This window comes from Burkholderia aenigmatica, assembly GCF_902499175.1.
Taxonomy (GTDB): domain Bacteria; phylum Pseudomonadota; class Gammaproteobacteria; order Burkholderiales; family Burkholderiaceae; genus Burkholderia; species Burkholderia aenigmatica.
In genome coordinates, this window is the sequence record NZ_CABVQC010000062.1 from 31,889 (window position 1) to 52,560 (window position 20,672).

At 64.8% G+C, this 20,672-nt stretch carries 21 protein-coding genes and 1 pseudogene; 9 read left to right on the forward strand and 13 right to left on the reverse strand.

What is annotated here, in order from left to right; translation table 11 throughout:
- Window positions 1–123 precede the first annotated feature (123 nt).
- Both BDO18943_RS32660 and BDO18943_RS32665 read left to right on the forward strand, forming a co-directional pair.
- The gene (locus tag BDO18943_RS32660) at window positions 124–1,215 is read left to right on the forward strand and encodes a porin (protein WP_175025537.1); all 1,092 of its coding nucleotides are present in this window, start codon (window positions 124–126) and stop codon (window positions 1,213–1,215) included.
- A gap of 200 nt (window positions 1,216–1,415) precedes the next feature.
- Window positions 1,416–2,423: a hypothetical protein gene (locus BDO18943_RS32665; protein ID WP_175025538.1), complete on the forward strand. Its 1,008-nt coding sequence runs from the start codon at window positions 1,416–1,418 to the stop codon at window positions 2,421–2,423.
- Between the two features lie 253 nt (window positions 2,424–2,676).
- Here the strand turns inward: BDO18943_RS32665 and BDO18943_RS32670 are convergent, their stop codons facing one another.
- Together BDO18943_RS32670 and BDO18943_RS32675 are read right to left on the reverse strand one after the other, a co-directional pair.
- Complete coding sequence (locus BDO18943_RS32670) at window positions 2,677–3,642, reverse strand: quinone oxidoreductase family protein (RefSeq protein ID WP_175025539.1); 966 nt, start codon at window positions 3,640–3,642, stop codon at window positions 2,677–2,679.
- Between the two features lie 46 nt (window positions 3,643–3,688).
- Complete coding sequence (locus BDO18943_RS32675; RefSeq protein WP_175025540.1) at window positions 3,689–3,940, reverse strand: hypothetical protein; 252 nt, start codon at window positions 3,938–3,940, stop codon at window positions 3,689–3,691.
- Between the two features lie 95 nt (window positions 3,941–4,035).
- Between BDO18943_RS32675 and BDO18943_RS32680 the strand changes: the two genes are divergently transcribed.
- The gene (locus tag BDO18943_RS32680) at window positions 4,036–4,833 is read left to right on the forward strand and encodes an AraC family transcriptional regulator (RefSeq protein WP_175025541.1); all 798 of its coding nucleotides are present in this window, start codon (window positions 4,036–4,038) and stop codon (window positions 4,831–4,833) included.
- 309 nt (window positions 4,834–5,142) lie between these two features.
- Here the strand turns inward: BDO18943_RS32680 and BDO18943_RS32685 are convergent, their stop codons facing one another.
- The 3 genes and pseudogenes from BDO18943_RS32685 to BDO18943_RS32695 all read right to left on the reverse strand — a co-directional run.
- Complete coding sequence (locus BDO18943_RS32685; RefSeq protein WP_235996248.1) at window positions 5,143–5,643, reverse strand: hypothetical protein; 501 nt, start codon at window positions 5,641–5,643, stop codon at window positions 5,143–5,145.
- The gene (locus BDO18943_RS32690) at window positions 5,640–6,830 is read right to left on the reverse strand and encodes a DUF6402 family protein (protein WP_175025542.1); all 1,191 of its coding nucleotides are present in this window, start codon (window positions 6,828–6,830) and stop codon (window positions 5,640–5,642) included. Before BDO18943_RS32690 ends, BDO18943_RS32685 begins: the two co-directional genes overlap by 4 nt.
- Window positions 6,831–7,027: 197 nt before the next feature.
- Window positions 7,028–7,416, reverse strand: a pseudogene (locus BDO18943_RS32695) (helix-turn-helix domain-containing protein); the annotation flags it as partial.
- On the opposite strand from BDO18943_RS32695, the gene BDO18943_RS42805 reads away from it, so the two are divergent.
- Window positions 7,345–7,524 (forward strand): hypothetical protein, encoded by a 180-nt coding sequence (locus BDO18943_RS42805; RefSeq protein WP_235996249.1) that lies wholly within the window; start codon window positions 7,345–7,347, stop codon window positions 7,522–7,524. The pseudogene BDO18943_RS32695 and the gene BDO18943_RS42805 sit on opposite strands and share 72 nt — an antisense overlap.
- 66 nt (window positions 7,525–7,590) lie before the next feature.
- Here BDO18943_RS42805 and hpaI read toward each other — a convergent pair whose 3' ends face one another.
- From hpaI to BDO18943_RS32730, 7 genes are read right to left on the reverse strand one after another with little or no spacing between them, the layout of a single operon-like run.
- A complete protein-coding gene (gene hpaI, locus BDO18943_RS32700; protein ID WP_175025543.1) occupies window positions 7,591–8,397 on the reverse strand; it encodes a 4-hydroxy-2-oxoheptanedioate aldolase in 807 nt (268 codons plus the stop codon).
- Between the two features lie 12 nt (window positions 8,398–8,409).
- Window positions 8,410–9,213 (reverse strand): 2-oxo-hept-4-ene-1,7-dioate hydratase, encoded by an 804-nt coding sequence (gene hpaH, locus BDO18943_RS32705; RefSeq protein ID WP_175025544.1) that lies wholly within the window; start codon window positions 9,211–9,213, stop codon window positions 8,410–8,412.
- A gap of 20 nt (window positions 9,214–9,233) precedes the next feature.
- A complete protein-coding gene (locus BDO18943_RS32710; protein WP_175025545.1) occupies window positions 9,234–9,626 on the reverse strand; it encodes a 5-carboxymethyl-2-hydroxymuconate Delta-isomerase in 393 nt (130 codons plus the stop codon).
- 33 nt (window positions 9,627–9,659) lie between these two features.
- Window positions 9,660–10,508 carry a 3,4-dihydroxyphenylacetate 2,3-dioxygenase gene (gene hpaD, locus BDO18943_RS32715; RefSeq protein WP_175025546.1) on the reverse strand — a complete coding sequence of 283 codons (849 nt, stop codon included), beginning with the start codon at window positions 10,506–10,508 and terminating at the stop codon, window positions 9,660–9,662.
- 48 nt (window positions 10,509–10,556) lie between these two features.
- On the reverse strand, window positions 10,557–12,020 hold the full coding sequence (hpaE, locus tag BDO18943_RS32720; protein WP_175025547.1) for a 5-carboxymethyl-2-hydroxymuconate semialdehyde dehydrogenase: 1,464 nt from the start codon (window positions 12,018–12,020) through the stop codon (window positions 10,557–10,559).
- Between the two features lie 22 nt (window positions 12,021–12,042).
- Window positions 12,043–12,807 carry a fumarylacetoacetate hydrolase family protein gene (locus BDO18943_RS32725; protein WP_175025548.1) on the reverse strand — a complete coding sequence of 255 codons (765 nt, stop codon included), beginning with the start codon at window positions 12,805–12,807 and terminating at the stop codon, window positions 12,043–12,045.
- Window positions 12,804–13,493 carry a fumarylacetoacetate hydrolase family protein gene (locus tag BDO18943_RS32730; RefSeq protein WP_175025549.1) on the reverse strand — a complete coding sequence of 230 codons (690 nt, stop codon included), beginning with the start codon at window positions 13,491–13,493 and terminating at the stop codon, window positions 12,804–12,806. The genes BDO18943_RS32725 and BDO18943_RS32730 overlap by 4 nt, the downstream gene beginning before the upstream one ends.
- A 152-nt stretch (window positions 13,494–13,645) precedes the next feature.
- Between BDO18943_RS32730 and hpaR the strand changes: the two genes are divergently transcribed.
- Window positions 13,646–14,086: a homoprotocatechuate degradation operon regulator HpaR gene (hpaR, locus tag BDO18943_RS32735; protein ID WP_048245409.1), complete on the forward strand. Its 441-nt coding sequence runs from the start codon at window positions 13,646–13,648 to the stop codon at window positions 14,084–14,086.
- 55 nt (window positions 14,087–14,141) lie between these two features.
- On the opposite strand, the gene BDO18943_RS32740 is transcribed toward hpaR, so the two are convergent.
- Window positions 14,142–15,353: an SDR family oxidoreductase gene (locus tag BDO18943_RS32740; protein ID WP_175025550.1), complete on the reverse strand. Its 1,212-nt coding sequence runs from the start codon at window positions 15,351–15,353 to the stop codon at window positions 14,142–14,144.
- Between the two features lie 651 nt (window positions 15,354–16,004).
- On the opposite strand from BDO18943_RS32740, the gene BDO18943_RS32745 reads away from it, so the two are divergent.
- The 4 genes from BDO18943_RS32745 (at window position 16,005) to BDO18943_RS32760 (ending at window position 20,656) form a co-directional block, all read left to right on the forward strand.
- A complete protein-coding gene (locus BDO18943_RS32745) occupies window positions 16,005–16,349 on the forward strand; it encodes a DUF3564 family protein (RefSeq protein WP_122946872.1) in 345 nt (114 codons plus the stop codon).
- Between the two features lie 419 nt (window positions 16,350–16,768).
- Window positions 16,769–18,664, forward strand: a complete 1,896-nt coding sequence (locus tag BDO18943_RS32750) for a peptidoglycan D,D-transpeptidase FtsI family protein (RefSeq protein WP_175025551.1) — start codon at window positions 16,769–16,771, stop codon at window positions 18,662–18,664.
- A gap of 212 nt (window positions 18,665–18,876) precedes the next feature.
- The gene (locus tag BDO18943_RS32755) at window positions 18,877–19,872 is read left to right on the forward strand and encodes an arabinose ABC transporter substrate-binding protein (protein ID WP_175025552.1); all 996 of its coding nucleotides are present in this window, start codon (window positions 18,877–18,879) and stop codon (window positions 19,870–19,872) included.
- A 19-nt stretch (window positions 19,873–19,891) separates the two neighbouring features.
- Entirely contained in the window at window positions 19,892–20,656 is a 765-nt protein-coding gene (locus BDO18943_RS32760; protein ID WP_089453118.1) for an SDR family oxidoreductase, read from the forward strand.
- Window positions 20,657–20,672 lie beyond the last annotated feature (16 nt).

The window sequence follows — 20,672 nt, forward strand, 5'->3', positions numbered from 1 at the left end:
ATCCCGCCATCCGATGAAACGCAGGTCCGGCGGACGCCTCCCCCGCGTCCGCCGCGGCGTGCTGCGCGCCGCATTCGCTTCACCCCGTTTCACCCACTCACAAGAACCAAGGAGACACCGTCAATGAAGTCACGCGCAGAACGCTCCCTTCGCGCCGCCGTCCTGACCGGCTCGGCCGCCGTCACCGGCCTCGCGGCAGGCGCCGCACAGGCACAGTCGTCGGTCACGATGTACGGGATCATGGATGCCGGCATCGAGTTCGCCAACCACGCGGCGCCGCAAGGCGGCAATTCGTACAAGCTCAAGTCCGGCAACAAGAACACGTCGCGCTGGGGCCTGCGCGGCGTCGAGGATCTAGGCGGCGGGCTGAAGGCCGTGTTCCGTCTCGAAAGCGGGATCGATCTCGCAAACGGCGCTTCCGACGACGGCCCCGACTCGATCTTCGGGCGCCGCGCGACCGTCGGCCTGAAAGGCAAGTGGGGCGAGATCTCGCTCGGCCGCAATTTCACCGTCACCTACGACTACATGCTGCCGTTCGACCCGATGGGGTATGCGCAGAACTACTCGTGGGCGACGTCGTCGATGGCCACCGGCGGCCGCAAGGACGGCATGTTCACGCGCTCGTCGAACGCGGTACGCTACGACGGCGAATTCAGCGGCTTCAAGTTCGGCGCGATGTACGGCTTCGGCAACGTGCCGGGCAGCGTGAAGACCAGCTCGAAGTACGACGCGGCGATCGGCTACGAGGGCGGCCCGTTCGCGGCAGTGGTCGCGTTCGACCGTCAGAATGGCGCGTCCGACAGCGTGACGCCGGCCGATCCGGTCAACTACATCCAGGGGATTCATGCCGGCCTGAGCTACGACTTCGGCAACCTGAAGACGATGGCGGGCTATCGGAACTACAAGCGTGCGTATCGCACGAGCGCCGCGAACCAGCTGAGCGACATGTATTGGCTCGGCGGCTCGTACCAGTTCACACCGACGTTCTCGCTGATCGGCGCCGTGTATCACCAGAACATCAAGGGCGGCACGGACGCCGATCCGACGCTCGTGTCGATGCGCGCGCAGTACGCACTGTCGAAGCGCACGGTGCTGTACGCGGCCGGTGCGTTTGCGATCGGGCAGCACGGGCAGAAGGTCGGCGTATCGCGCGATGTCAACGGCTACGGCACCACTCAGGTTGGCGTGACGGCGGGGATTCAGCAGCGGTTCTGACGCTGATCCGGCGGGTGGCGACATGCGTTCGTTGCGCGGGGCCGCCCGCCCTCGCTCCCCCCAACGGCAAGCAGTCGGTCAGAACAATCATGTCCATAGGTCGGAGAATGGCGGCATCGCGATACAAAATCGCATCCAATCTAGCAGATCGATTAAAATGCGCCTCAAAATCGAAGATACCGCTCCGAACGACGATAAATATGACGACTGGTGAACGCGGATTATTTAAATCAACAATTTTTCAAAGCGCCAAATGGCTTGTGCTGATTCCGGCCTGTGCGTCGCTGGCCGGCTGCCCGCCCTTGATCGTGCCGCACTTTACAACATCGAAATACGGCGCGGTATACAGCATTCCCGATGATCCGCGTCCGTGGTTGACACTGGAAAACGACGGCATCAGCCTTTATCTGTATCAGGAATGCGATCATCCGAAACAAGGGTGTCGCCGGCAAAAGCTGGTTGCCTTGAAGCACGGCACGCGCCCCGACTGGAAGCCCCTTCTTGATGCAAACCTGATCAGCTGGCGCGTCCAGGACCTGAACGCGCCGATGCGCCGCCCGCTCTCCGCTTATGTCCCCGGAACCCGGTATCGTTTCATGGGGACGTTCGGCCATTATCCCGAAATCACATTCGCCATCCCGACAGAACTGGTCTCCAGTAAAGCGATACCCAATCGCTATACACAGCTTGAAGATTTCAACGACATCGTCTACCCGGCGGATATCGACGTTCAGTTGGTGATTTACGACGACGATCACCAATGGATTTTTTCCAACCAGCCGAACTTCAAGTCGGACGGGAAAAAGCACCCAACCGACCTGTTTATTCCCAGCAAGCTGTTTCGTTTCGACAGCGACGACGCGCGTCTGCACCGGCCAATGGCGTTGTATTACGTTTCAACCGTGACGAGGCCGATTGGCTATCGGGTCATAGCCGGCCAGGCGGCGGAGTCGCAGCAGGACAAGACGCCCCTGGGCCACTGGCAGATTGCGTTGGCTGATATCACGTTTCCGTCATCGATACTCAAACTGGATACCGCGACCGCGGACACCAGAACGGTGGCCGGCCAGCCGACGTTGGCGTGCGATTACAGTCATACCCAGTTCAACCTGGGATGGATGGACGAAGCGCATCATAGTCCGCCGTCGGAGGCATATCGCAACGGATGCGAGCCGTATCAACCGCCTCCGGAGCCGGAAGGAAAGTAGATCGGGCTCGCCATGTCCGGTGCCGGTTCCAGCGCTCGCTCCGACACGTCGGGCAAAGGCCACCGCCCGGATGACACGCGCGGCCGCGACTGCCATACCTGACTTCACGCGCGCGGCGGTCGCCACCCCTGGCCCACAAGCGCGCCGCGGAAAACCGAAGGCGCCTTTGCAATCGTTGTGCCCCCTCACCCCGTGAAATGCACCTGCCGTAATGGTCGGCACAATTGCGACATGCCGTCGCTCCGCGATGCGGTCACGCGCCGTCGCGCATCGTAAACACCGGGCGAACGAGACTGCTCGCATCGCTCCAGTGTTCGCCGACAGCCGACAGCGGCACCGTGCGCGTCTCGATTGCCAGCCCCGCCGGCCCGACCGCGTCGAATACGCCGCGCACCGAGGCCAGCAGGCGCGGCAGCGACACACTGCCGAGGCCGCTGCCCATCAGCTCGATGGCCGTCGCCCGCAGCACCGCGCCCGGCAACCGCACGTCCGCGCCGCCTATCGAACCGATCTGCACGAAACGCAGCCGGCGCCCGTCGGGCGTCGCCTTCGCGGCAGCCACCAGCAATGCCTGCGCGCAGCTCCCCCACAAATAGTCGAGCACGACGTCCACGCCGGCACGGAAATGCGGCTCGAGCGCGCGCGCCAGATACGCATCGTCCTGCTGCAGCGACACGACGGCATCCGCGCCCGCGCTCAGCAATGCCTGCAGCGCACCCGCGTTGCGGCCGGTCGCGATCACCTTCGCGGCGCCGAGATGATTCGCGATCCGCACCGCCAGCCGCCCCGATGCGCCCGTCGCGCCATTGACGAGCACCGTCTCGCCCGCGACGAGCCCCGCACGCTCGGTCAGCGCGGCCCACGACGACATCCCGGGAATCGCGATCGCCGCGGCCGTGACGTCGTCGAGCCCGTCGGGCAGCGGCACGCACCGCGTATCGGGCGTGATCGTACGCTCGGCCATCGCACCGAACGGTGCAGGCGACCCGAAGAAATAGACGCGCTGCCCGTCGTCGAGGCGGCCGACACCGTCGACGCCGACGACGAACGGATAACGTCCGTCCGACGAGTAATGCGTGCCGGACGCACGCGCCTGCGCGATCCGGCTCAGCGCGGACGCCGTCACGTCGATCAGGCGGTGGCCAGGCGTCGCACGCGGTGCCTCGAATTCCATATGGACGGGACGCTCGCCGGCGCCCGTCACGACTGCTGCTTTCATGGTGACTCCTTGAATCGGGGATCTCGATCGACGGTTCCGGTGCGCGTCATCGCGCATCGAGCCACGCGCGCAGCACGGGATCGCGGACGTCCAGCACGTCGAACAGGCCAAGTGCGCGCAACGCGGGCAACGCGTCGATCGTGTCGGCTTCCGCGCGCGCCCGGTCGGCGGATGCGGCGTTCGGGTCGGTCAGCACCCGCGCGTTGACCAGGAACGCGCCGACGGTGCCCTTGCGGATCGTCGTTCCGCCGGTCTCGATCCGGTCGGCGTGGTCGGGAAGCATCTGTTCGGCTCGCATCGTGTCGTACTCCGGTTGTCATCGATGGACGCAGTGTAGGCGTGCGAATCCGGCCGATCTCCGGTATAACGGCCATTCGATATCGATATCCGGCCATGTCCGATCCGCTCCTGCCCGCCCGATTCATCAAGTCCGACGACGGGCCGTTCGTCGTCGCGGCCGTCTTGTCGCAACGCGACCCGCGCGTGACGCCACCCCACTCGCATGCGCGCGGCCAGCTCGTCGGTGCGCTGAGCGGGCTGCTGACGATCGGTCTCGATGATCGGGACTGGGTCGTGCCGGCGATCCACGCGATCTGGATTCCGCCGCATTGCCGACATTCGTTGCGCTCGTTCGGGCCGATTGCCGGCTGGTCGGCGTTCGTCGCCGAAGCTCGCTGCGCGGCACTGCCGGATACGCCGCGTGCGATCCGCACGACGCCGCTGCTGCACGAAGCCGTGCAGCGTGCGGCGAGCTGGGATGATGCGGATCTGGATGCGGCGCAGACGCGGATCGCCGACGTGATCCTCGATGAAATCGCGTCATCGGAGGTCGAGGCGCTGGGGCTGGTGCGGCCGCAGGATCCGCGGCTCATCAAGATCACCGATGCGCTCGCCGCGGATCTCGCCGACAACCGGCGGCTGGAGGAATGGGCCGAATGGGCCGGCATCAGCGCGCGGACGATGAGCCGCCGCTTCGTCGCGGAGACGGGGCTGACGTTCGCTCAGTGGCGTCAGCAGGCCAGGCTGCTGCGGGCGCTGGAGAGAATCGCCGACGGCGCGCCGGTGACGACGATCGCGCTCGATCTCGGGTATGACAACGTGAGCGCGTTCATCGACATGTTCCGGCGTGCGTTGGGGACGACGCCGGGGAGGTATATGGAGGATGGGCCGCCGACTCCAAGCGCGGCATAGCGAGTAATTCCCGTATCGCATCGAACCAACTCATCGCGCAACAGCAGTCCAATGGATATGCCGATAGGCTTTGAGCACCTTGCAAGTCTGAACCATGCCCTGGCGTTGCAGGTTATCGAGATACCTGCATTGGGCATCACCCGATCCATCAGAAATGATGTCTGCTCAAGCTACTCGCCGAGCAAATTGGAACGATTGCGCAGGAAGCGCACTCGTCGAGAATGTGTACGCTTTAGCATCTAGCCACACTAGAAAATCACGAAGCGGCTTCACGGGCCCGGGACGTCTTCTTTGCCCTATCACCGACAGCTACGGCAACATAGCCGTGAATCGATCGAAATGTGTAGGCGGAAGCTTAATCTCGCCATCACTATCAACAGCCGTATCGAATATCAAGGATTCCTTGGTCCACACCAAGCGGACGGCATCCGGATACTCATAAGTCCGCTCGGCAAGTAATCGCATATCGGATGTCCGATAGAGTCGCAAAAGGATCCGATTTCTTCCCAGGTACGCGTATTGCGCCGTGTAGCGGCCGCCATCGTTCCTCGATCGCTCGATATCAAACTGTGTCGCATGGGCACGTATGCGCGCATCCTGATAGTAAGAACCGGCCCAGCACAGCAAAGCGACAAATACCAGAGCGAAACCTAGCGTCTTCACTCTCGATTTCATTCGTGTGGCACACCCCTCTTTATGCGACATCCCGCACAAAACAACCATCAGAAGATATGTAATTACCGCAAACGCCACAATTTCCGCGAGCACAACAATCTCCGCTCCTTGCATAGCAGTCGCCAATCCGTTCATTCAAAATACACCGTTATTGGCTTAGCCAGCATGATTGGCTTATAGTCGGAAAAAATTATGAAATCTCCACCTCGGAGATATTTAATTTGCCACTCTCGGAACGAGCGATTCCGAACCGGATAGTAAGTTTTCCCAGGCTCATTGAGATTTGCGGCCGTGCCACCTGCCACTATGGGAAAATCAAACCACGGCTGATCCGCGAGATTCGCCGCTGCGTAAATCGGCACGATTATTACGCCACCTTTTCCCCAATGGCCTAGATACTGTGACCGTGAATCCGTAGGCCCCTCGAAGGAATAACCATCTCTCACATATACGACAATATGCGTAACCGTCGCGCTGTTATTTTCAGCATCGAAAGTAACGCGAGCCACCGCAGCATAAATATTGAATGCCCCCAACGCGCCTGTTAGGTCGTCGGGAACACCACCTTCCGGAAATCGCCGAACAGCCTGCAATGCTTTTTGTTCAAAGGAGCTCTCTACCGCCGCTCGCTGAAACTGGAATTTCTTGTGCAGTTTTCGGATATCGTTTCCGCTTACCGCCCAGGGTGATACGTCCCCGCGATTACTGTAGCGACCAAGAATGTCCTTAAGGATCTCATATGCACGCGGGTTATATATAGCGGAATTTATGAGATTATCGTATTGCTTTTTTGCACGCGCATGCCTAAGAACCCAATCTATTTTGATGGTGGTTCGATCGACCATCGACTCAGGGTAGAGTTCGCCATTTTGGTTAATCTCGTTCTGCTGATCCTTTGGCGTCTTCGAGTAGTTAAGCTCTCCCGAAAACCATCGCTCCATCAGTTTCGCCGAAACTGGCATATGTTCTTTGCGCATGGCGTCGGGGATTTGCTGAATATCGAAAGGCAGCACCTCCTTTTCCTTCTCCGCCGGTTTCGGTTGCTTGGGCGGATCAGGCGTATCCAACCATTTCTTGAAGCGTGAAAATGTATTCGCGATCCTTTCGATGTCGTCCACCATCTTATCGAGCGAATCCCGCTTGTCGGCCCGCGCAACAAACGTCGATGGATTGACTGGCGACCTCTTCACCGGGGGAGCCATTGACATTGACAGGCCGACATGACACGCAGGGAAGCCCCCATCGTCCCCCTCGCATAGCTTCCATCTCCACATGAGCTTGTTGATCTTGAAGTATGGAATCCTATCTTTATAGCGCGTCATGCTGTCACTCGGATTGTAGAATCCTCGACCTTACAATGCCGAACAAAGCCTAACAATACCGCCCACCTACCACGTATCTCAACGGCAAGTCACAAGAAACCTGCAGAAGCACTTGTCGCACTTGCCCATCACAGGCCAGATGGTGAAACGCAATCCTTCCAGACCATTGTAGACAACTGCAAACGACGAACTCGTCGCTCGTAGCCCATTCGCAGTTCCTGTGCCGGTTTGCTCAACTCATTCATTGCATCGACGCTCGCCTGATCGCGCTCCATCTTGTAGCGCATCAGATCGGAAGAACGTATGCATCGACGCCTGCCTGTCCGGTGATATGGCAACGCATTCGATTCAAGCAGCTTGATCAGGTGTGGACGAGCGAGAGGTTGAGCAAGTCTGCCGCTTCCGGGGTCGTCAATTCCGCATGGACGGGGACGACCTTGACCACATTGCCGTCGGCCAACTCCACGAGGATATCCACCAACAGAAGTAGTGCGGATGTCGGGAGATCAACCTGATGCGCGTGATTTTCGTCGTCAAAAATCAGAATGCGCTGCGTATCGGTTCGCGTTGCGAGATGAACCGCCAGCGTGCGCTGCCCTTCGACAGCCGCCTACATCTCGCGCTCGACGGGCAAGATCATGTCGGGGGTCGTGGTATGGGGCATCGCGCTATCCAATCGAGGGTTTCGGAATGACGTCACATTATTCGAAATAGTCGAAACTCGATAGAACCCTCATTACATCGACCACACCCGCTTCATTCAATACGTCCCATCCCCCTTCTTCACGGCCTCGCCGCCCTTCCCCTTGAACTGCGCAGCCAACCGCTCCGCACTCCTCGCCAGCAGCGTCGTATCCACCCCGACCGCGACGAACAACGCCCCCGCTTCCAGATAGCGCCGCGCGGCCGCCTCGTCCGCGCTCAGAATGCCCGGCGCCTTGCCGGCCGCCTTGATCGTCCGGATCGCGCCGTCGATCGCGGCCTGCACGTCCGGGTGCCCCGGATTGCCGAGATGCCCGAGGTCAGCGGCCAGATCGGCCGGTCCGATGAACACGCCATCGACACCCTCGACCCGCGCAATCGCATCGATCGCGTCAAGCCCCGCCCGCGTCTCGACCTGCACGAGCACGGCCATCTCGTCGTTCGCGCGATGCAGGTAGTCGCCAATACGATTCCACCGCGACGCACGCGCCAGCGCACTGCCGACACCACGAATGCCATGCGGCGGATAACGCGTCGCCGCCACCGCCGCGCGCGCTTCATCCGCGCTCTGCACCATCGGCACGAGCAACGTCTGCGCGCCGAGGTCGAGCACCTGCTTGACGATCACCGGATCGTTCCACGGCACGCGCACGACCGGATGCGACGGATACGGCGCGATCGCCTGCAGTTGCGCGAGGATCGTCGGTACCGTGTTCGGCGCATGCTCGCCGTCGATCAGCAGCCAGTCGAAACCGGCACCCGCAACCACTTCGGCACTGTACGGATTCGCGAGCCCGAGCCACAGCCCGACCTGCGCGTCGCCGCGTGCAAGCGCGGCCTTGAAGACATTCGAAGGAATCTGCATCGTTCGCTCACCTCATTCGAAGTAGCACTGGATCGTCCCGAGCGGGCCGTAGTCGACGCTGAACGTATCGCCCGGCCGCGCCGCGCACGGCCGCGTGAACGACCCGCCGAGCACGACCTGCCCCGGCTCCAGCGCGACGTCGAAGCGCGACAGCCGGTTCGCGAGCCACACGACCCCGTTCGCCGGATGGTTCAGCACGCCGGCCGCGACGCCCGTTTCCTCGACCACGCCGTTGCGCGACATGATCGCCGCGACCCAGCGCAGGTCGACGTCCTGCGGCTTCACGGGCCGCCCGCCGATCACGACGCCCGCGTTCGCGGCGTTGTCCGCGATCGTGTCGAACACCTTGCGCGGCCGTTTCGTGTCGGGGTCGATCGACTGGCTGCGCGCGTCGATGATCTCGAGCGCCGGCACGACATAATCAACCGCGTCGTACACGTCGAAGATCGTGCAGTTCGGGCCGGTGAGCCGCTTGCCGAGCACGAACGCGAGCTCGACCTCGACGCGCGGCACGATGAAGCGGCCGGTGGGAATCGTGCCGCCGTCGGCGAAGAACATGTCGTCGAGCAGCGCGCCGTAGTCGGGCTCGTCGATCTGCGACGTATTCTGCATCGCCTTCGACGTGAGGCCGATCTTGTGCCCCTTCAGCGTGCGGCCTTCCGCGAGCTTGAGGGCCACCCACGCGCGCTGGATCGCATACGCGTCGTCGATCGTGATGTCGGGATGGTCGAGCGAGATCTGGCGGATCTGCTTGCGTTCGCGCTCGGCGTCGTGCAGACGCTGCGCGAGCTGGTCGATGATGGCGGGTTCGAGCATGGTCGGATCGGGAATGGGGTTCAGCCGGCCCGCTTGTAGCGGGCATGGATGTTGTTGTGCTTGTACGAGCCGCTTTCGCTGAACTCGGTCAGTTCCATCGACAGCGCGAGGTAGCGTTTCGCGTACAGCGCCGCGAAATGCACCTTGACCGCGTCGAACAGCGCGTCGCACGCGGCCTTCTTCTGCGCGTCGGTGCGGCCCGAGCCGATCTTCAGCGTCACGTGGACGAATGCGTCGTCCTCCGTGCCATCGGCGACGCAGTAGTCGTGCAGTTCGATCGCGCGCGAGCGGATGCCGCCCGTCGGGAACACGCCGCCCTGCGCGATCAGCGTTTCGTTGATCGTGCGCAGCAGCGTGGGAATACGCGCGTCGTCGCGGATGTTCGCGGTGTATTCGACGACGATATGGGGCATGGCGAGTCTCCTGTCGAATGCGTGGCGTGGTGATCAGGACAACGGAAAGATCGCATTGATCTGCCCGGTACCCGAACTCGCGAAATAGTCGGTGACGATCTCGACGGGTTTATCGTAGCGATCCCAGCCGAGCAAGCCGAGCAGCATCGCGGTGTCGTGCATCCCGCCTTCGCCGTGACAATGCGTGTTGTACTCGGGCAGCATCGCGCAGAAGGTCTTGAAATCGCCCTGCTTCCACAGCTCGACCACGCGCAGGTCGACCTGCCGGAAGAATTCGCGGCTGATCTGGTGGATCGATTCCTCGGGGCTGCCGTTGTCGTTGAAGCGATGCGACAGCGACCCGCTCGCGAGGAACGCGACGTTCGAATCGCTCTTCTCGATTGCTTCGAGCAGCGCCTCGCCGAAGCGCCGGCTTTCGTCGAGCTGATGCCACATGCACCAGCCGGCGATCGACACGACCTTGAAGTGCTGGTCGGCGTTCATGTAACGCATCGGCACGAGCGTGCCGTATTCGAGTTCGAGGCTGTCGATCTCGTGCGCGCGCGTTGCGATCCCGCGCTCGCTGGCCGTCTCGGCGATCAACTGGCCGAGCGCCGGGTTGCCCGGATACGCGTACTTCATGTCGCGGATGAAATGCGGCAGCTCGTTGCTCGTGTACGTGCCCGAGAACTGCGCATTGCAGTTCACGTGATAGCCAGCGTTGACGAGCCAGTGCACGTCCGACACGACGATCGTGTCGACGCCGAGCGCGCGGCAGCGCTCGCCGATCAGTTGATGGCCGCGGATCGCCGCTTCGCGGCAGCCGTGATGCCTGCCGGGCAATTCCGACAGGTACATCGACGGCACGTGCGTGATCTTCGCGGCGAGGGACAGTTTGCCCATCGTTCAAGTCTCCGTATGGTTCTTCCGTGCTGCCCGACGACCCAAGCGTTACACGCCCCAGCGCGGAATGTGGTGCGAACCCATCGAGATGCACACGTTCTTGATCTCCGCGAACACCTCGAAACTGTACTCGCCGCCCTCGCGCCCGGTGCCCGACTCCTTCACGCCGCCGAACGGCTGTCGCAGGTCGCGCACGTTCTGGCTGTTCACGAACACCATCCCGGCTTCGATGCCGCGCGCGAGGCGATGCACCTTGCCGACGTCCTGTGTCCAGATGTACGACGCGAGGCCGTACGCCGTGTCGTTCGCGAGCCGCAACCCTTCGTCTTCGTCCGCGAACGGGATAATGCACGCGACCGGCCCGAAGATCTCTTCCTGCGCGACGCGCATCCGGTTGTCGACGTCGGCCAGCACGGTCGGCCGCACGAAGTTGCCGTTGCGCAGATGGTCGGGCAGGCCCGCCGGCTTGTCCGCGCCGCCCGCGACCACGCGCGCGCCTTCCTGCTCGCCGATGCGGATATAGCCCGTCACCTTCTCCCAGTGCTGACGCGTGATCATCGCGCCGAGATTCGTGGCCGGATCGGACGGATCGCCAACGATCAGGTTGTTCGCGCGGCGCGCGAATTCCTGCACGAAGCGATCGTAGATCGTACGCTGCACGAAGATCCTCGAGCCGGCCGTGCAGCGTTCGCCGTTGATCGAGAAGATCGTGAACAGCGACGCATCGAGCGCGCGGTCGAAATCGGCGTCGTCGAAAATCAGCACCGGCGACTTGCCGCCGAGTTCCATCGAATACTTCTTGAGACCGGCGCGCTCCATGATCCGCTTGCCGGTGACGGTGCCGCCGGTGAACGACACCGCACGCACGTCCGGATGGCGCACCAGCGCATCGCCGGCCGTCGCGCCATAGCCCTGCACGACGTTCAGCACGCCCGGCGGGATGCCGGCTTCGAGCGCGAGGCGGCCGAGCTGGTCGGCCGTCAGCGGCGACAGCTCCGACATCTTCAGCACGGCCGTGTTGCCGAGCGCGAGGCACGGCGCCGTCTTCCACGTCGCGGTCATGAACGGCACGTTCCACGGCGACACCAGCGCGCACACGCCGACCGGCTGGTACAGCGTGTAGTTCAGCATCTGGTCGTCGACCGGATAGGTGCGCCCGTTCATCTGCACGCACACTTCCGCGAAGAAGTTGAAGTTCTCCGACGCGCGCGGGATCAGCTGCTTGCTCGTCTGCGCGATCGGCAGGCCGGTGTCCTGCGTCTCCAGCGCCGCGAGCATCGGCACGTTCTTCTCGATCAGCTCGCCGAGCTTGCGCATCAGCTTCGCGCGCTCCTTGGCGGGCGTGTTCGCCCATTTCGGGAACGCTTCCTTCGCGGCGCGCACGGCCGCGTCGACTTCGGCCTCGCCGCCCGATGCGACGTCGGTGATCACGTCGCCCGTCGCGGGATTCAGCGTCGTGAACGTCTCGCGGCTTTCGACTTCGCGGCCGTCGATCCAGTGCTTGATGGTCATGCTCTCTCCTTGGGCGACGGGCTCAGCCGGCGCGATAGTAGTCTGCTTCGCCGACGATCGTGTTCACGAGCCGGCCAATCCCTTCGATCTCGGTGACGACCTCGTCGCCCGGCTTCGTATCCGCCAGCCCCTCGGGCGTGCCGGTCAGGATCAGGTCGCCCGGCGAGAGCGTCATGAAGCCGCTGATGTGCTCGATCAGCGCCGGCACGTCGAAGATCATGTCGCGCGTGCTGCCGCGCTGCGTCTCCTGGCCGTTCACCGTCGTGCGCAGCGTCAGGTCGCCCGCGTCGCCGATCTCGTCGCGGCTGACGAACCACGGCCCGAGCGGCGTGCAGGTGTCGCGGTTCTTCACGCGCAGGTTCGGGCGGTAGTAGTTCTCGAGATAGTCGCGGATCGCGTAGTCGTTCGCGACCGTGTAACCGGCTACATAGTCAATCGCCTGCGCACGGCTCACGTTGCGCGCCGGACGGCCGATCACGACGGCCAGCTCGCACTCGTAATGCATGTGGGTCGCATCCGCCGGGCGCACAGTGCGCGACCGGTGGCCGATGAACGTGTTCGGCCCCTTCAGGAAGATCAGCGGTTCGCTCGGCGCCTTGAACGCGAGTTCCTTCGCGTGGTCGGCGTAGTTCAGGCCGAGCGCGAACGTCGTGCGCGGCGCGACGGGCGGCAGCCATGCCACCCCATCCTCGGCCACCACGCGCCCCGTATCGAGGCGGATCGTGCCGTCGCCGGCCGGTTCGGCCGCATGCAGTGCGCCGTTGTAGATCACGCGCGCCGTCTTCATCGTGCTTCCTCCGCAATCAGCGTATGCCGCAACGTGCCGATGCCGGCGGCCGAAATCTCGATCGTGCTGCCCGCACGGGCGCGCGGTGCGCCGCCCGCGACGCCGAGCAACAGCACGTCGCCCGCGTCGAACGACATGAACGCCGTCACGTCGGCGATCAGTTCGCACACGGGGCGAATCAGCGTGGCAGTCGAGGCAGACACGGCCACCGCGCCGTCGATCCGCACGGTCAGGCCGATCGCGTCGACATCGCCCAGCGCGGCGGCCGGCACGATGGCCGGGCCCAGCGGGCAGAAGCCATCGCGGCACTTGAAGCGCACGGCCGGACGGTAGTAATCGGGATGCGGCACCGACACGTCGCTCGCGAGCGTGAAGCCGTGCACGTAGTCGAGCGCCCGTTCGGCCGGCACGCGGGACGCGCGGCGCGAAAACACCACGGCCACCGACGCGCCGATCTCCAGCGCGTCGACGCCGGCCGGCACGACGACGGCCGCGCCGTCGGCCGCATGCGTATTGGCGGGCTTGATGTACAGGATCGGCGCCTGCGGCGGGCGGCCGTAAGGCGGCGCGTTCACGGCATCGCCGAGCGCGTCGAGCGCCGCGCGCTCGTTGAGCAGCGCACCGTAGACGGTACCGATGGCGACCGGCAACGGCGGCGCCGCGGCGGTCGTGCAAGACAGCTCCATGCGTCATTCCCCTGCCGCGCGTCGCGGCGCATCGTCAATAGTTAACATCTTAAGTAAACAATCGGGCGCTGGCAACCTCGATTACCCTGATATGCGAAATTCACTACCGGCGGCTGTTAAGATTGATGCGTCCCCGTCCACTGCTCACCCCGATGAACCGTACGCTCGACCATCGCAACCTGGCCATGCTGCTGCTCGAGGCCCGCGAAACGCTGATGGGTCTGTTTCGCCCCATTCTCAAGGAATTCGCGCTGACCGAACAGCAATGGCGGATCATCCGCGTGCTCGACGGCGAACCGGCGCATGCGCTCGAAGCGGGACAGATCGCGCGACGCTGCTGCATCCTCAGCCCGAGCCTCACGGGCGTGCTGGAACGGATGGAGCGCGACGGCCTGATCACGCGCACGCGCGCACAGGAAGATCAGCGCCGGCTGCTGGTCAGCCTGACGCCGCAAAGCAGGAAACTGGTCACGGAAATCGGTCCGCGGATCGACGAGCAGTATCGGCAGCTCGAGTCGCGGTTCGGCCAGGACGGCCTCGAAGACATCTATCGCGCGCTCGACCGGCTCATCGAGCTCGGCGGCAACACGTGACGACGGCCCCCGTTCCCGCCAGCGGCGGAAACGGGGGCCGGTGCAGCGCGGGCGATCAGTGCACCGCGCCGCGCATCAGCTCGGTCACGGCCACGCCGCGCGACGTGCGCATGCACTCCTCGACGTAGTCGATGAACGGCAACGGCTCGAAATCGATTTCGTCGCGCACGCGGCGGTTGTCGAACACGCGATCGACCGTCGCGAATTCCCCGCAACGCTGCAGTGCCCGGCCGATCACGCGCTCGAGGGCCGGATCGGTCCGCCCGAGCACATCGCGCACCACGAGCGGCAACTCGGCCGGCGCGCACGCCGCGTAGCGCGGCGCGCCGGTCATCCCCGCCGCCTCGTCCATCGCACGCACGATCTGCGCGACCTGCGGCGCCTCGTCGCCGGCCGACACGTGATACAGGTCGTGTGCGAGCGTCGGCTTGACGGCCAGCAGCATCGTCGCGCGCGCCACGTCGTCCACCGACACGATATCGATACGCGTCATCGGCCGCGCGGTGAAGCGGCGCGCGGCATGCGCCAGGCGGAACATCCAGAACGAATTTGGCGCGGGTCGCGTACCGAGCACCGTGTGGCCGACCACATGCGACGGCCGCACCACGACGAGCGGCAGCCCGAGCGCGCGCAGGCGCTGCTCGGTCTGCGCCTTCGCGTGCAGGTAGTCCGCCGCGAGCACCGCGCCCGGCAAGCCGTCCTCGTCGCGCGCGACGTCGTTCGCCGCGTCGCCCGCCGTCTCTTCCTGCACGATCCCGCCGCGGCCCGCATGCGCGTAGGCGGTGCCGACATACACGAAGCGCTGCAGGCGCGGCGCCCGTGCGAAGCGTTCGGCGAAGCGCACCGCATCGGCGATGTCGGCCCGCAGGTGCGCGCCGTCGGCCGGCGACGCATGGCCCGCGCAGTGAATCACGTGCGTCGCGGCGGCGAGGCGTGACGCGTCGGCGCCCTGCCAGACGTCGCCGAGCGCACCGGCAATCACGTTCGCATCGGTCAGGCGCGACGCCCAGTACGGCGCCAGCCCCGCTCGCAGCGCCGCCTCGCGCAGCCGCGCGACGGCGTGGCCGCGATCCTGCGCACGCACGACGCAGACGACGCGGTCGAGCAGCCCCGCATTGACGAGCGCCGTCAGTACGGTACTGCCGATGAAGCCGGTTGCGCCGGTCAACACCAGCCGCCCGACGTTCGCCGCCGCGACCGGTGCGCTGGCCGGCGACACGAGGCTCGTCCGCCAGTTGAGCGACAACGCGGTTTTCCAGATCAGCACGATAGTCTCCTTCGAAGAGTCGGCCGGGCGGCGCGACGCCCGCGGTTGCGGGCTGCGCACGGCTCACCGGCCGGGCCGGGGCCTGACGCGCGCCCCGGCAGTCCCGATCGGGCGTGCGGCCCGCGATCGCGTCGATCGCGTCTCTGGCACGAGGCGGCGGCAGCCGCCGAGGACGGGCGTCCGCGGCACTGGATCGGGAAGATCCCAGTGTGGGGCCCGACCGCAGGCAAGTCTGTCCCGAAAGTTTCGTGAAAGTGTGCCGATTTGTACGCGATTGTCGGAGTCTGTCGTCCCGGCCGCGCCGTCAAAACGCCGCAACATCCGATCGGGCCGCCTTCCGACGGTGCGGTGCCGCCTCGGTCAGCCCGGTTTCCGCGGCCGGCCGCACGCGACAGATCGACGCGCCTCGCGGCCAAGTCATCCCATGTCTCGATGATCGCCCCGGCCCCCATCGGGGCCGCGATCGCCGGTGCGCGCGTGTTTGCGCGCGCCACCGTAATAACCGTGAATCGTCAGACGTCGTTCCATCTGAAACCGCAATGAACTCAATACGGATTTATTGCGGTTTATCACTTGCGTTTCACACCAGCCTATCTAGACTGTTCAAGTCAAAACGGTCGAATGTGTCAATTTTTTTAGGAGACGATCACAATGCGCCTCACCATTCGGATTAATGGCAGCGAATCGGCAACCCGGCATTCCTTCGCGGTACTGTGGGTCGATACCGACGAGGGGCTGTGGTCGCGCGAGGCACATCAGGGCATGGATCTTCCGACCTGGGGCAAGGTTCGCGATGTCGAGGGCGCGATGGCGCTCTGCGCGGCCGACGGCGGGAATGCCGTGTGCCAGCTGAAGGGACTGTCGTTCGATGCAACGCAGCGCGAACAGGGTCCCGCCGTACTCGCCGGCGATCACCCCGGCGCGTGGCGGCTGCAGGCCGTCGATCGTTGCACCAGCGAGCCGGAATACCATGAATTCATTTCCGTCGCCAGATAGAAATTATCGATGTAATTCGTCTGCGGTTTTCGGGTTTATTCCGGTTTCAACGATATTCATTTCGATATTCAGCATTAACGGCGCCCCATATCGGGGCGTTTTCATTTTCCGGTTCAAATAAATAACCGCGATCCGGGCAATTGATCGCACACCGGGGACGGCCGGCATCGGCTATCCCCGAAATCGCACGCCCGGATCGACACGCAGCGAATCGCCCGCCTTGCATCGCCGGCTGCGTCGTGTCGGTGCAGTGCCGTATCCCCCGCCTTTCCTCCCCGATTCCGCTCTTTGCCGGCGCACCGACACTCGCTTTTCCTCGGGGCCGGAACACACTTTCCCCACACGGTGTTTACTCATTTATTACAATCGCATTATTCAGACTGACTAGCCGCCCTTCGGCGGCCCGACCCGGCCATTGCATGAGCGTGAAAAAGAAGACCCACCCCGCCGATCCGTACGCGGCCGCGACCAAGAACCCCATGCTCGCGTCGCGCCTGCCGATGTGGCGCTCGAAGCTGATCGTGATCATCGTGTTCCTCGCGTTCGCCGCGCTGATCGGCCGCGCCTTCTGGGTGCAAGTCGCGAACAAGGAGTTCTACGTCGGCCAGGGCCAGAAGCGCTACCAGCGCACGATCGAACTCGACGCGACGCGCGGCAGCATCGTCGACCGCAATGGCGCGATGCTCGCCGTCAGCCTGTCGACCTATGAAATCTGGGCGAACCCGAAGCAGGTTGCCGACACCGACTACCCGCAGATCTCGAAGCTGCTCGACATGCCGCTCGTCGAGGTCAAGCGGCGCCTCGGCAACGACAAGACCTTCGTGCTGCTCAAGCGGCAGGTCGACGCGGACACCGCGGGCAAGCTCGACAAGCTCGCGATCGACGGCATCACGCAGATCGCCGATTCGAAGCGCTTCTACCCGGAAGGCGAATCGGCCGCGCACGTGGTCGGCTTCACCAACATCGAGGACAAGGGCCAGGAAGGCGTCGAGCTCGCGGCGAATGCACGCCTGGTGGGCACCTCCGGGCAGCGCGAGGTGATTCGCGACCGGCTCGGCCGCATCGTGTCGGACACGCGCCCGCTCGTCCCTGCGCAGCACGGCGCGACGATCGAACTGACGATCGACCGCCGCATCCAGCAGCTCGCGTTCAGCCAGCTCAAGGCGGCCGTGGTCGAGAACAACGCGATGGCCGGCAGCGTCGTGGTGCTCGACGCGCAGAACGGCGAGATCCTCGCGCTCGCGAACTACCCGACCTTCGACCCGAACGACCGCGCGCGCCTCACCGGCCAGCAGTTGCGCAACCGCGCGGTGATCGACACGTTCGAACCGGGCTCGACGATCAAGCCGCTCGTCGTCGCGCTGTCGATCGACGAGCGCAAGGTCACGCCGAACACGATCATCAACACGTCGCCGGGCACCTACAAGATCGGCCCGGCCGTGATCCACGACACGTCGAACCACGGCTCGCTGACGGTCTCGCAGGCGCTGCAGAAGTCGAGTAACGTCGCGCTCGCGAAGCTCGCGCTGAACCTGCCCGCCGAAACGATCTGGAACAAATACCAGGAATACGGGATCGGCCGCGCGCCGGAACTGACGTTCCCGGGCGTCGCGTCGGGCCGGCTGCGCGGCTACAAGCGCTGGCGGCCGATCGAACAGGCGACGATGGCGTACGGCTACGGCCTGTCGATGTCGCTGCTGCAGATCGCGCAAACCTACACGGCCTATGCGGGCGACGGCACGCTGCACCCCGTGTCGCTGCTGAAGAACGGCACCGACCAGCAGACGATCGACGCGCATCGCGGCCACCGCGTGACGTCGGCGCAAACGGCCGCGTCGATCCGCTCGATGCTCGAGATGGCAGTCGGCGAAGGCGGCACGGGGCGCCGCGCGCGCGTCGACGGCTACCGGATCGGCGGCAAGACGGGTACCGCGCGCAAGCAGGTCGGCGCGACCTATGCGAAGGGCAAGTACCGCGCGCTGTTCGCGGGGATGGCGCCGATGAGCAACCCGCGCCTGATCGTCGCGGTGATGATCGACGAGCCGCGCGGCAAGGGCTACTACGGCGGTACGGTGGCCGGCCCGGTGTTCGCGTCGGTCACGAGCGGCTCGCTGCAGTTGCTCGGCGTGCCGCCCGACGCGCCGGTCGAGCCCGAAAGGACGCCGCCGGCGAAGGCTGTTGCGCCGCAGAAGACGGTGGCGGCGCCGAAAGCGGCTGTACCAGCCAGGACGGCTGCGGCGCCGAAAACTGCCTCGCCGCTGAAGACGGCCGCGCCGTCGAGAGCGCCGGCGCAGGCAAACACGGCGGCGGGATGATCGATGCAGTTCGCGCGACGCGCCGGCCCCCGACGCTCGCGTGATGTCCCGACAGCCTCGTCGCCTCCACACACACCCCCGCCATCGGGCACCGTCCCACTTTCTAGGAACGCCGCGCATCATTTGAGCGTTCCCGCTCCCTCCTCCTACAATTTTTCCGCGCGTCGGGCAGCCCTGCCCGCGTGCGCGACTACAACAAAGGAGAGAGACGCATGCGATTCCACTGGAAGACGCTCGCACTGGCCATTGCGAGCGCGGCACTGGTCGGCGGGGTACCCGCCCATGCCGCCGACCCCGCCGACGTAAAAATCGGCTTCCTCGTCAAACAGCCGGACGATCCGTGGTTCCAGGACGAATGGCGCTTCGCCGACCAGGCGGCGAAGGAAAAGCACTTCACGCTGATCAAGATCGCGACGCCGAGCGGCGAAAAGGTATCGACCGCGCTCGACAGCCTCGCCGCGCAAAAGGCGCAGGGCGTGATCATCTGCGCACCCGACGTGAAGCTCGGCCCCGGCATCGCCGCGAAGGCCAGGCGCGCGGGGATCAAGCTGATGTCGGTCGACGATCAGCTCGTCGACGGCCACGGCGCGCCGCTCCCGGGCGTGCCGCACATGGGCATCTCCGCGTACAAGATCGGCCAGCAGGTCGGCCAGGCGATCGCGGACGAGACGAAGCGGCGCGGCTGGAACCCGGCTGAGGTCGGCATCATCCGGATCGCGTACGACCAGTTGCCGACCGCGAAAGAGCGCACGACCGGCGCGGTCGACGCGCTCAAGGCCGCCGGCTTTCCGGCCGCGAACGTGATCGACGCGCCCGAAATGACGGCCGACACCGAAGGCGCATTCAACGCGGCGAACATCGCACTCACCAAGCATGCGAATTTCAAGCGCTGGGTCGCGTTCGGCTCGAACGACGACACGACGGTCGGCGCGGTGCGCGCCGCCGAGGGGCGCGGCATCGGCGCCGACGCGATGGTCGCGGTCGGCATCAACGGCAGCCAGGTCGCGCTCAACGAATTCGCGAAGCCGAAGCCGACGGGTTTCTACGGCTCGATCCTGCTGAATCCGCGCCAGCACGGCTACCAGACGAGCGTCAACATGGTCAACTGGATCACGAAGAACCAGGCGCCGCCGCCGCTCGTGCTGACGTCCGGCACGCTGATCACGCGCGACAACGAAAAACAGGCGCGCGCCGCGCTCGGTCTGTGAGCCACCTCAAGGAGCCGACATGACACGCACCACCCTCGTGACGGGCGCCGCCGGCGGCATCGGCCAGGCGCTGTGCCGCACCTTCCTCGCGGCCGGCGACCGCGTGCTCGCGCTCGATCGCGACCGCGCGGCGCTCAGCCGCTTCCTCGATACGCTCGGCGACGCGCGCGCGACACCGGTCGTCGACGACCTGACCGACGCCGAGCGGCTGCGTTCGATGCTCGAATCGCATCCGCAAGTCGACGTGCTCGTCGCGAACGCGGGCACGGCCGCATCGACCACGCTGCGCGACACGACGCCGGCCACCTGGCGCACGGATCTCGACGCGAACCTGACGGCCACCTACGTGAGCGTCGAAGCCGTGCTGCCCGGCATGCGCGCGCGCGGGCGCGGCGCGATCGCGATCATCGGTTCGGTCAACGGTGTGCATGCGCTCGGGCATCCGGCGTACAGCGCGGCGAAGGCCGGGCTGATCAGCTACACGAAATCGCTGGCGATCGAATACGGCCGCGACGGCGTGCGCGCGAACATCGTGCTGCCGGGCACCGTGAAGACGCCCGCATGGGAAGCGCGCGTGCAGCGCAACCCGCAGGTGTTCGAGCAATTGAGGAAGTGGTATCCGCTCGACGATTTCGCGACGCCCGACGACGTCGCGCAGGCCGCGCTGTTTCTGTGCTCGCCGGCCGCACGGATCATCACGGGCGTCGCGCTGCCCGTCGACGGCGGCCTGCTGGCCGGCAATCGCGTGATGGCGCAGGAACTGACGCTGGAGACGTTCTACTGATCGTGAAGCGAGACGC

Coding starts and splice junctions, on each gene's coding strand:
- hpaE (WP_175025547.1), bottom strand. CDS start 12,020: ATGACCATCAAGCACTGGATCGACGGCCGCGAAGTCGAAAGCCGCGAG.
- BDO18943_RS32725 (WP_175025548.1), bottom strand. CDS start 12,807: ATGAAGACGGCGCGCGTGATCTACAACGGCGCACTGCATGCGGCCGAA.
- BDO18943_RS42805 (WP_235996249.1), top strand. CDS start 7,345: ATGCGCGTGATTTTCGTCGTCAAAAATCAGAATGCGCTGCGTATCGGT.
- BDO18943_RS32730 (WP_175025549.1), bottom strand. CDS start 13,493: ATGGAGCTGTCTTGCACGACCGCCGCGGCGCCGCCGTTGCCGGTCGCC.
- BDO18943_RS32755 (WP_175025552.1), top strand. CDS start 18,877: ATGCGATTCCACTGGAAGACGCTCGCACTGGCCATTGCGAGCGCGGCA.
- hpaD (WP_175025546.1), bottom strand. CDS start 10,508: ATGGGCAAACTGTCCCTCGCCGCGAAGATCACGCACGTGCCGTCGATG.
- BDO18943_RS32745 (WP_122946872.1), top strand. CDS start 16,005: ATGCGCCTCACCATTCGGATTAATGGCAGCGAATCGGCAACCCGGCAT.
- BDO18943_RS32710 (WP_175025545.1), bottom strand. CDS start 9,626: ATGCCCCATATCGTCGTCGAATACACCGCGAACATCCGCGACGACGCG.
- BDO18943_RS32675 (WP_175025540.1), bottom strand. CDS start 3,940: ATGCGAGCCGAACAGATGCTTCCCGACCACGCCGACCGGATCGAGACC.
- hpaI (WP_175025543.1), bottom strand. CDS start 8,397: ATGCAGATTCCTTCGAATGTCTTCAAGGCCGCGCTTGCACGCGGCGAC.
- BDO18943_RS32685 (WP_235996248.1), bottom strand. CDS start 5,643: ATGAACGGATTGGCGACTGCTATGCAAGGAGCGGAGATTGTTGTGCTC.
- BDO18943_RS32760 (WP_089453118.1), top strand. CDS start 19,892: ATGACACGCACCACCCTCGTGACGGGCGCCGCCGGCGGCATCGGCCAG.
- BDO18943_RS32660 (WP_175025537.1), top strand. CDS start 124: ATGAAGTCACGCGCAGAACGCTCCCTTCGCGCCGCCGTCCTGACCGGC.
- hpaR (WP_048245409.1), top strand. CDS start 13,646: ATGAACCGTACGCTCGACCATCGCAACCTGGCCATGCTGCTGCTCGAG.
- BDO18943_RS32670 (WP_175025539.1), bottom strand. CDS start 3,642: ATGAAAGCAGCAGTCGTGACGGGCGCCGGCGAGCGTCCCGTCCATATG.
- BDO18943_RS32690 (WP_175025542.1), bottom strand. CDS start 6,830: ATGACGCGCTATAAAGATAGGATTCCATACTTCAAGATCAACAAGCTC.
- BDO18943_RS32680 (WP_175025541.1), top strand. CDS start 4,036: ATGTCCGATCCGCTCCTGCCCGCCCGATTCATCAAGTCCGACGACGGG.
- BDO18943_RS32750 (WP_175025551.1), top strand. CDS start 16,769: ATGAGCGTGAAAAAGAAGACCCACCCCGCCGATCCGTACGCGGCCGCG.
- hpaH (WP_175025544.1), bottom strand. CDS start 9,213: ATGCTCGAACCCGCCATCATCGACCAGCTCGCGCAGCGTCTGCACGAC.
- BDO18943_RS32665 (WP_175025538.1), top strand. CDS start 1,416: ATGACGACTGGTGAACGCGGATTATTTAAATCAACAATTTTTCAAAGC.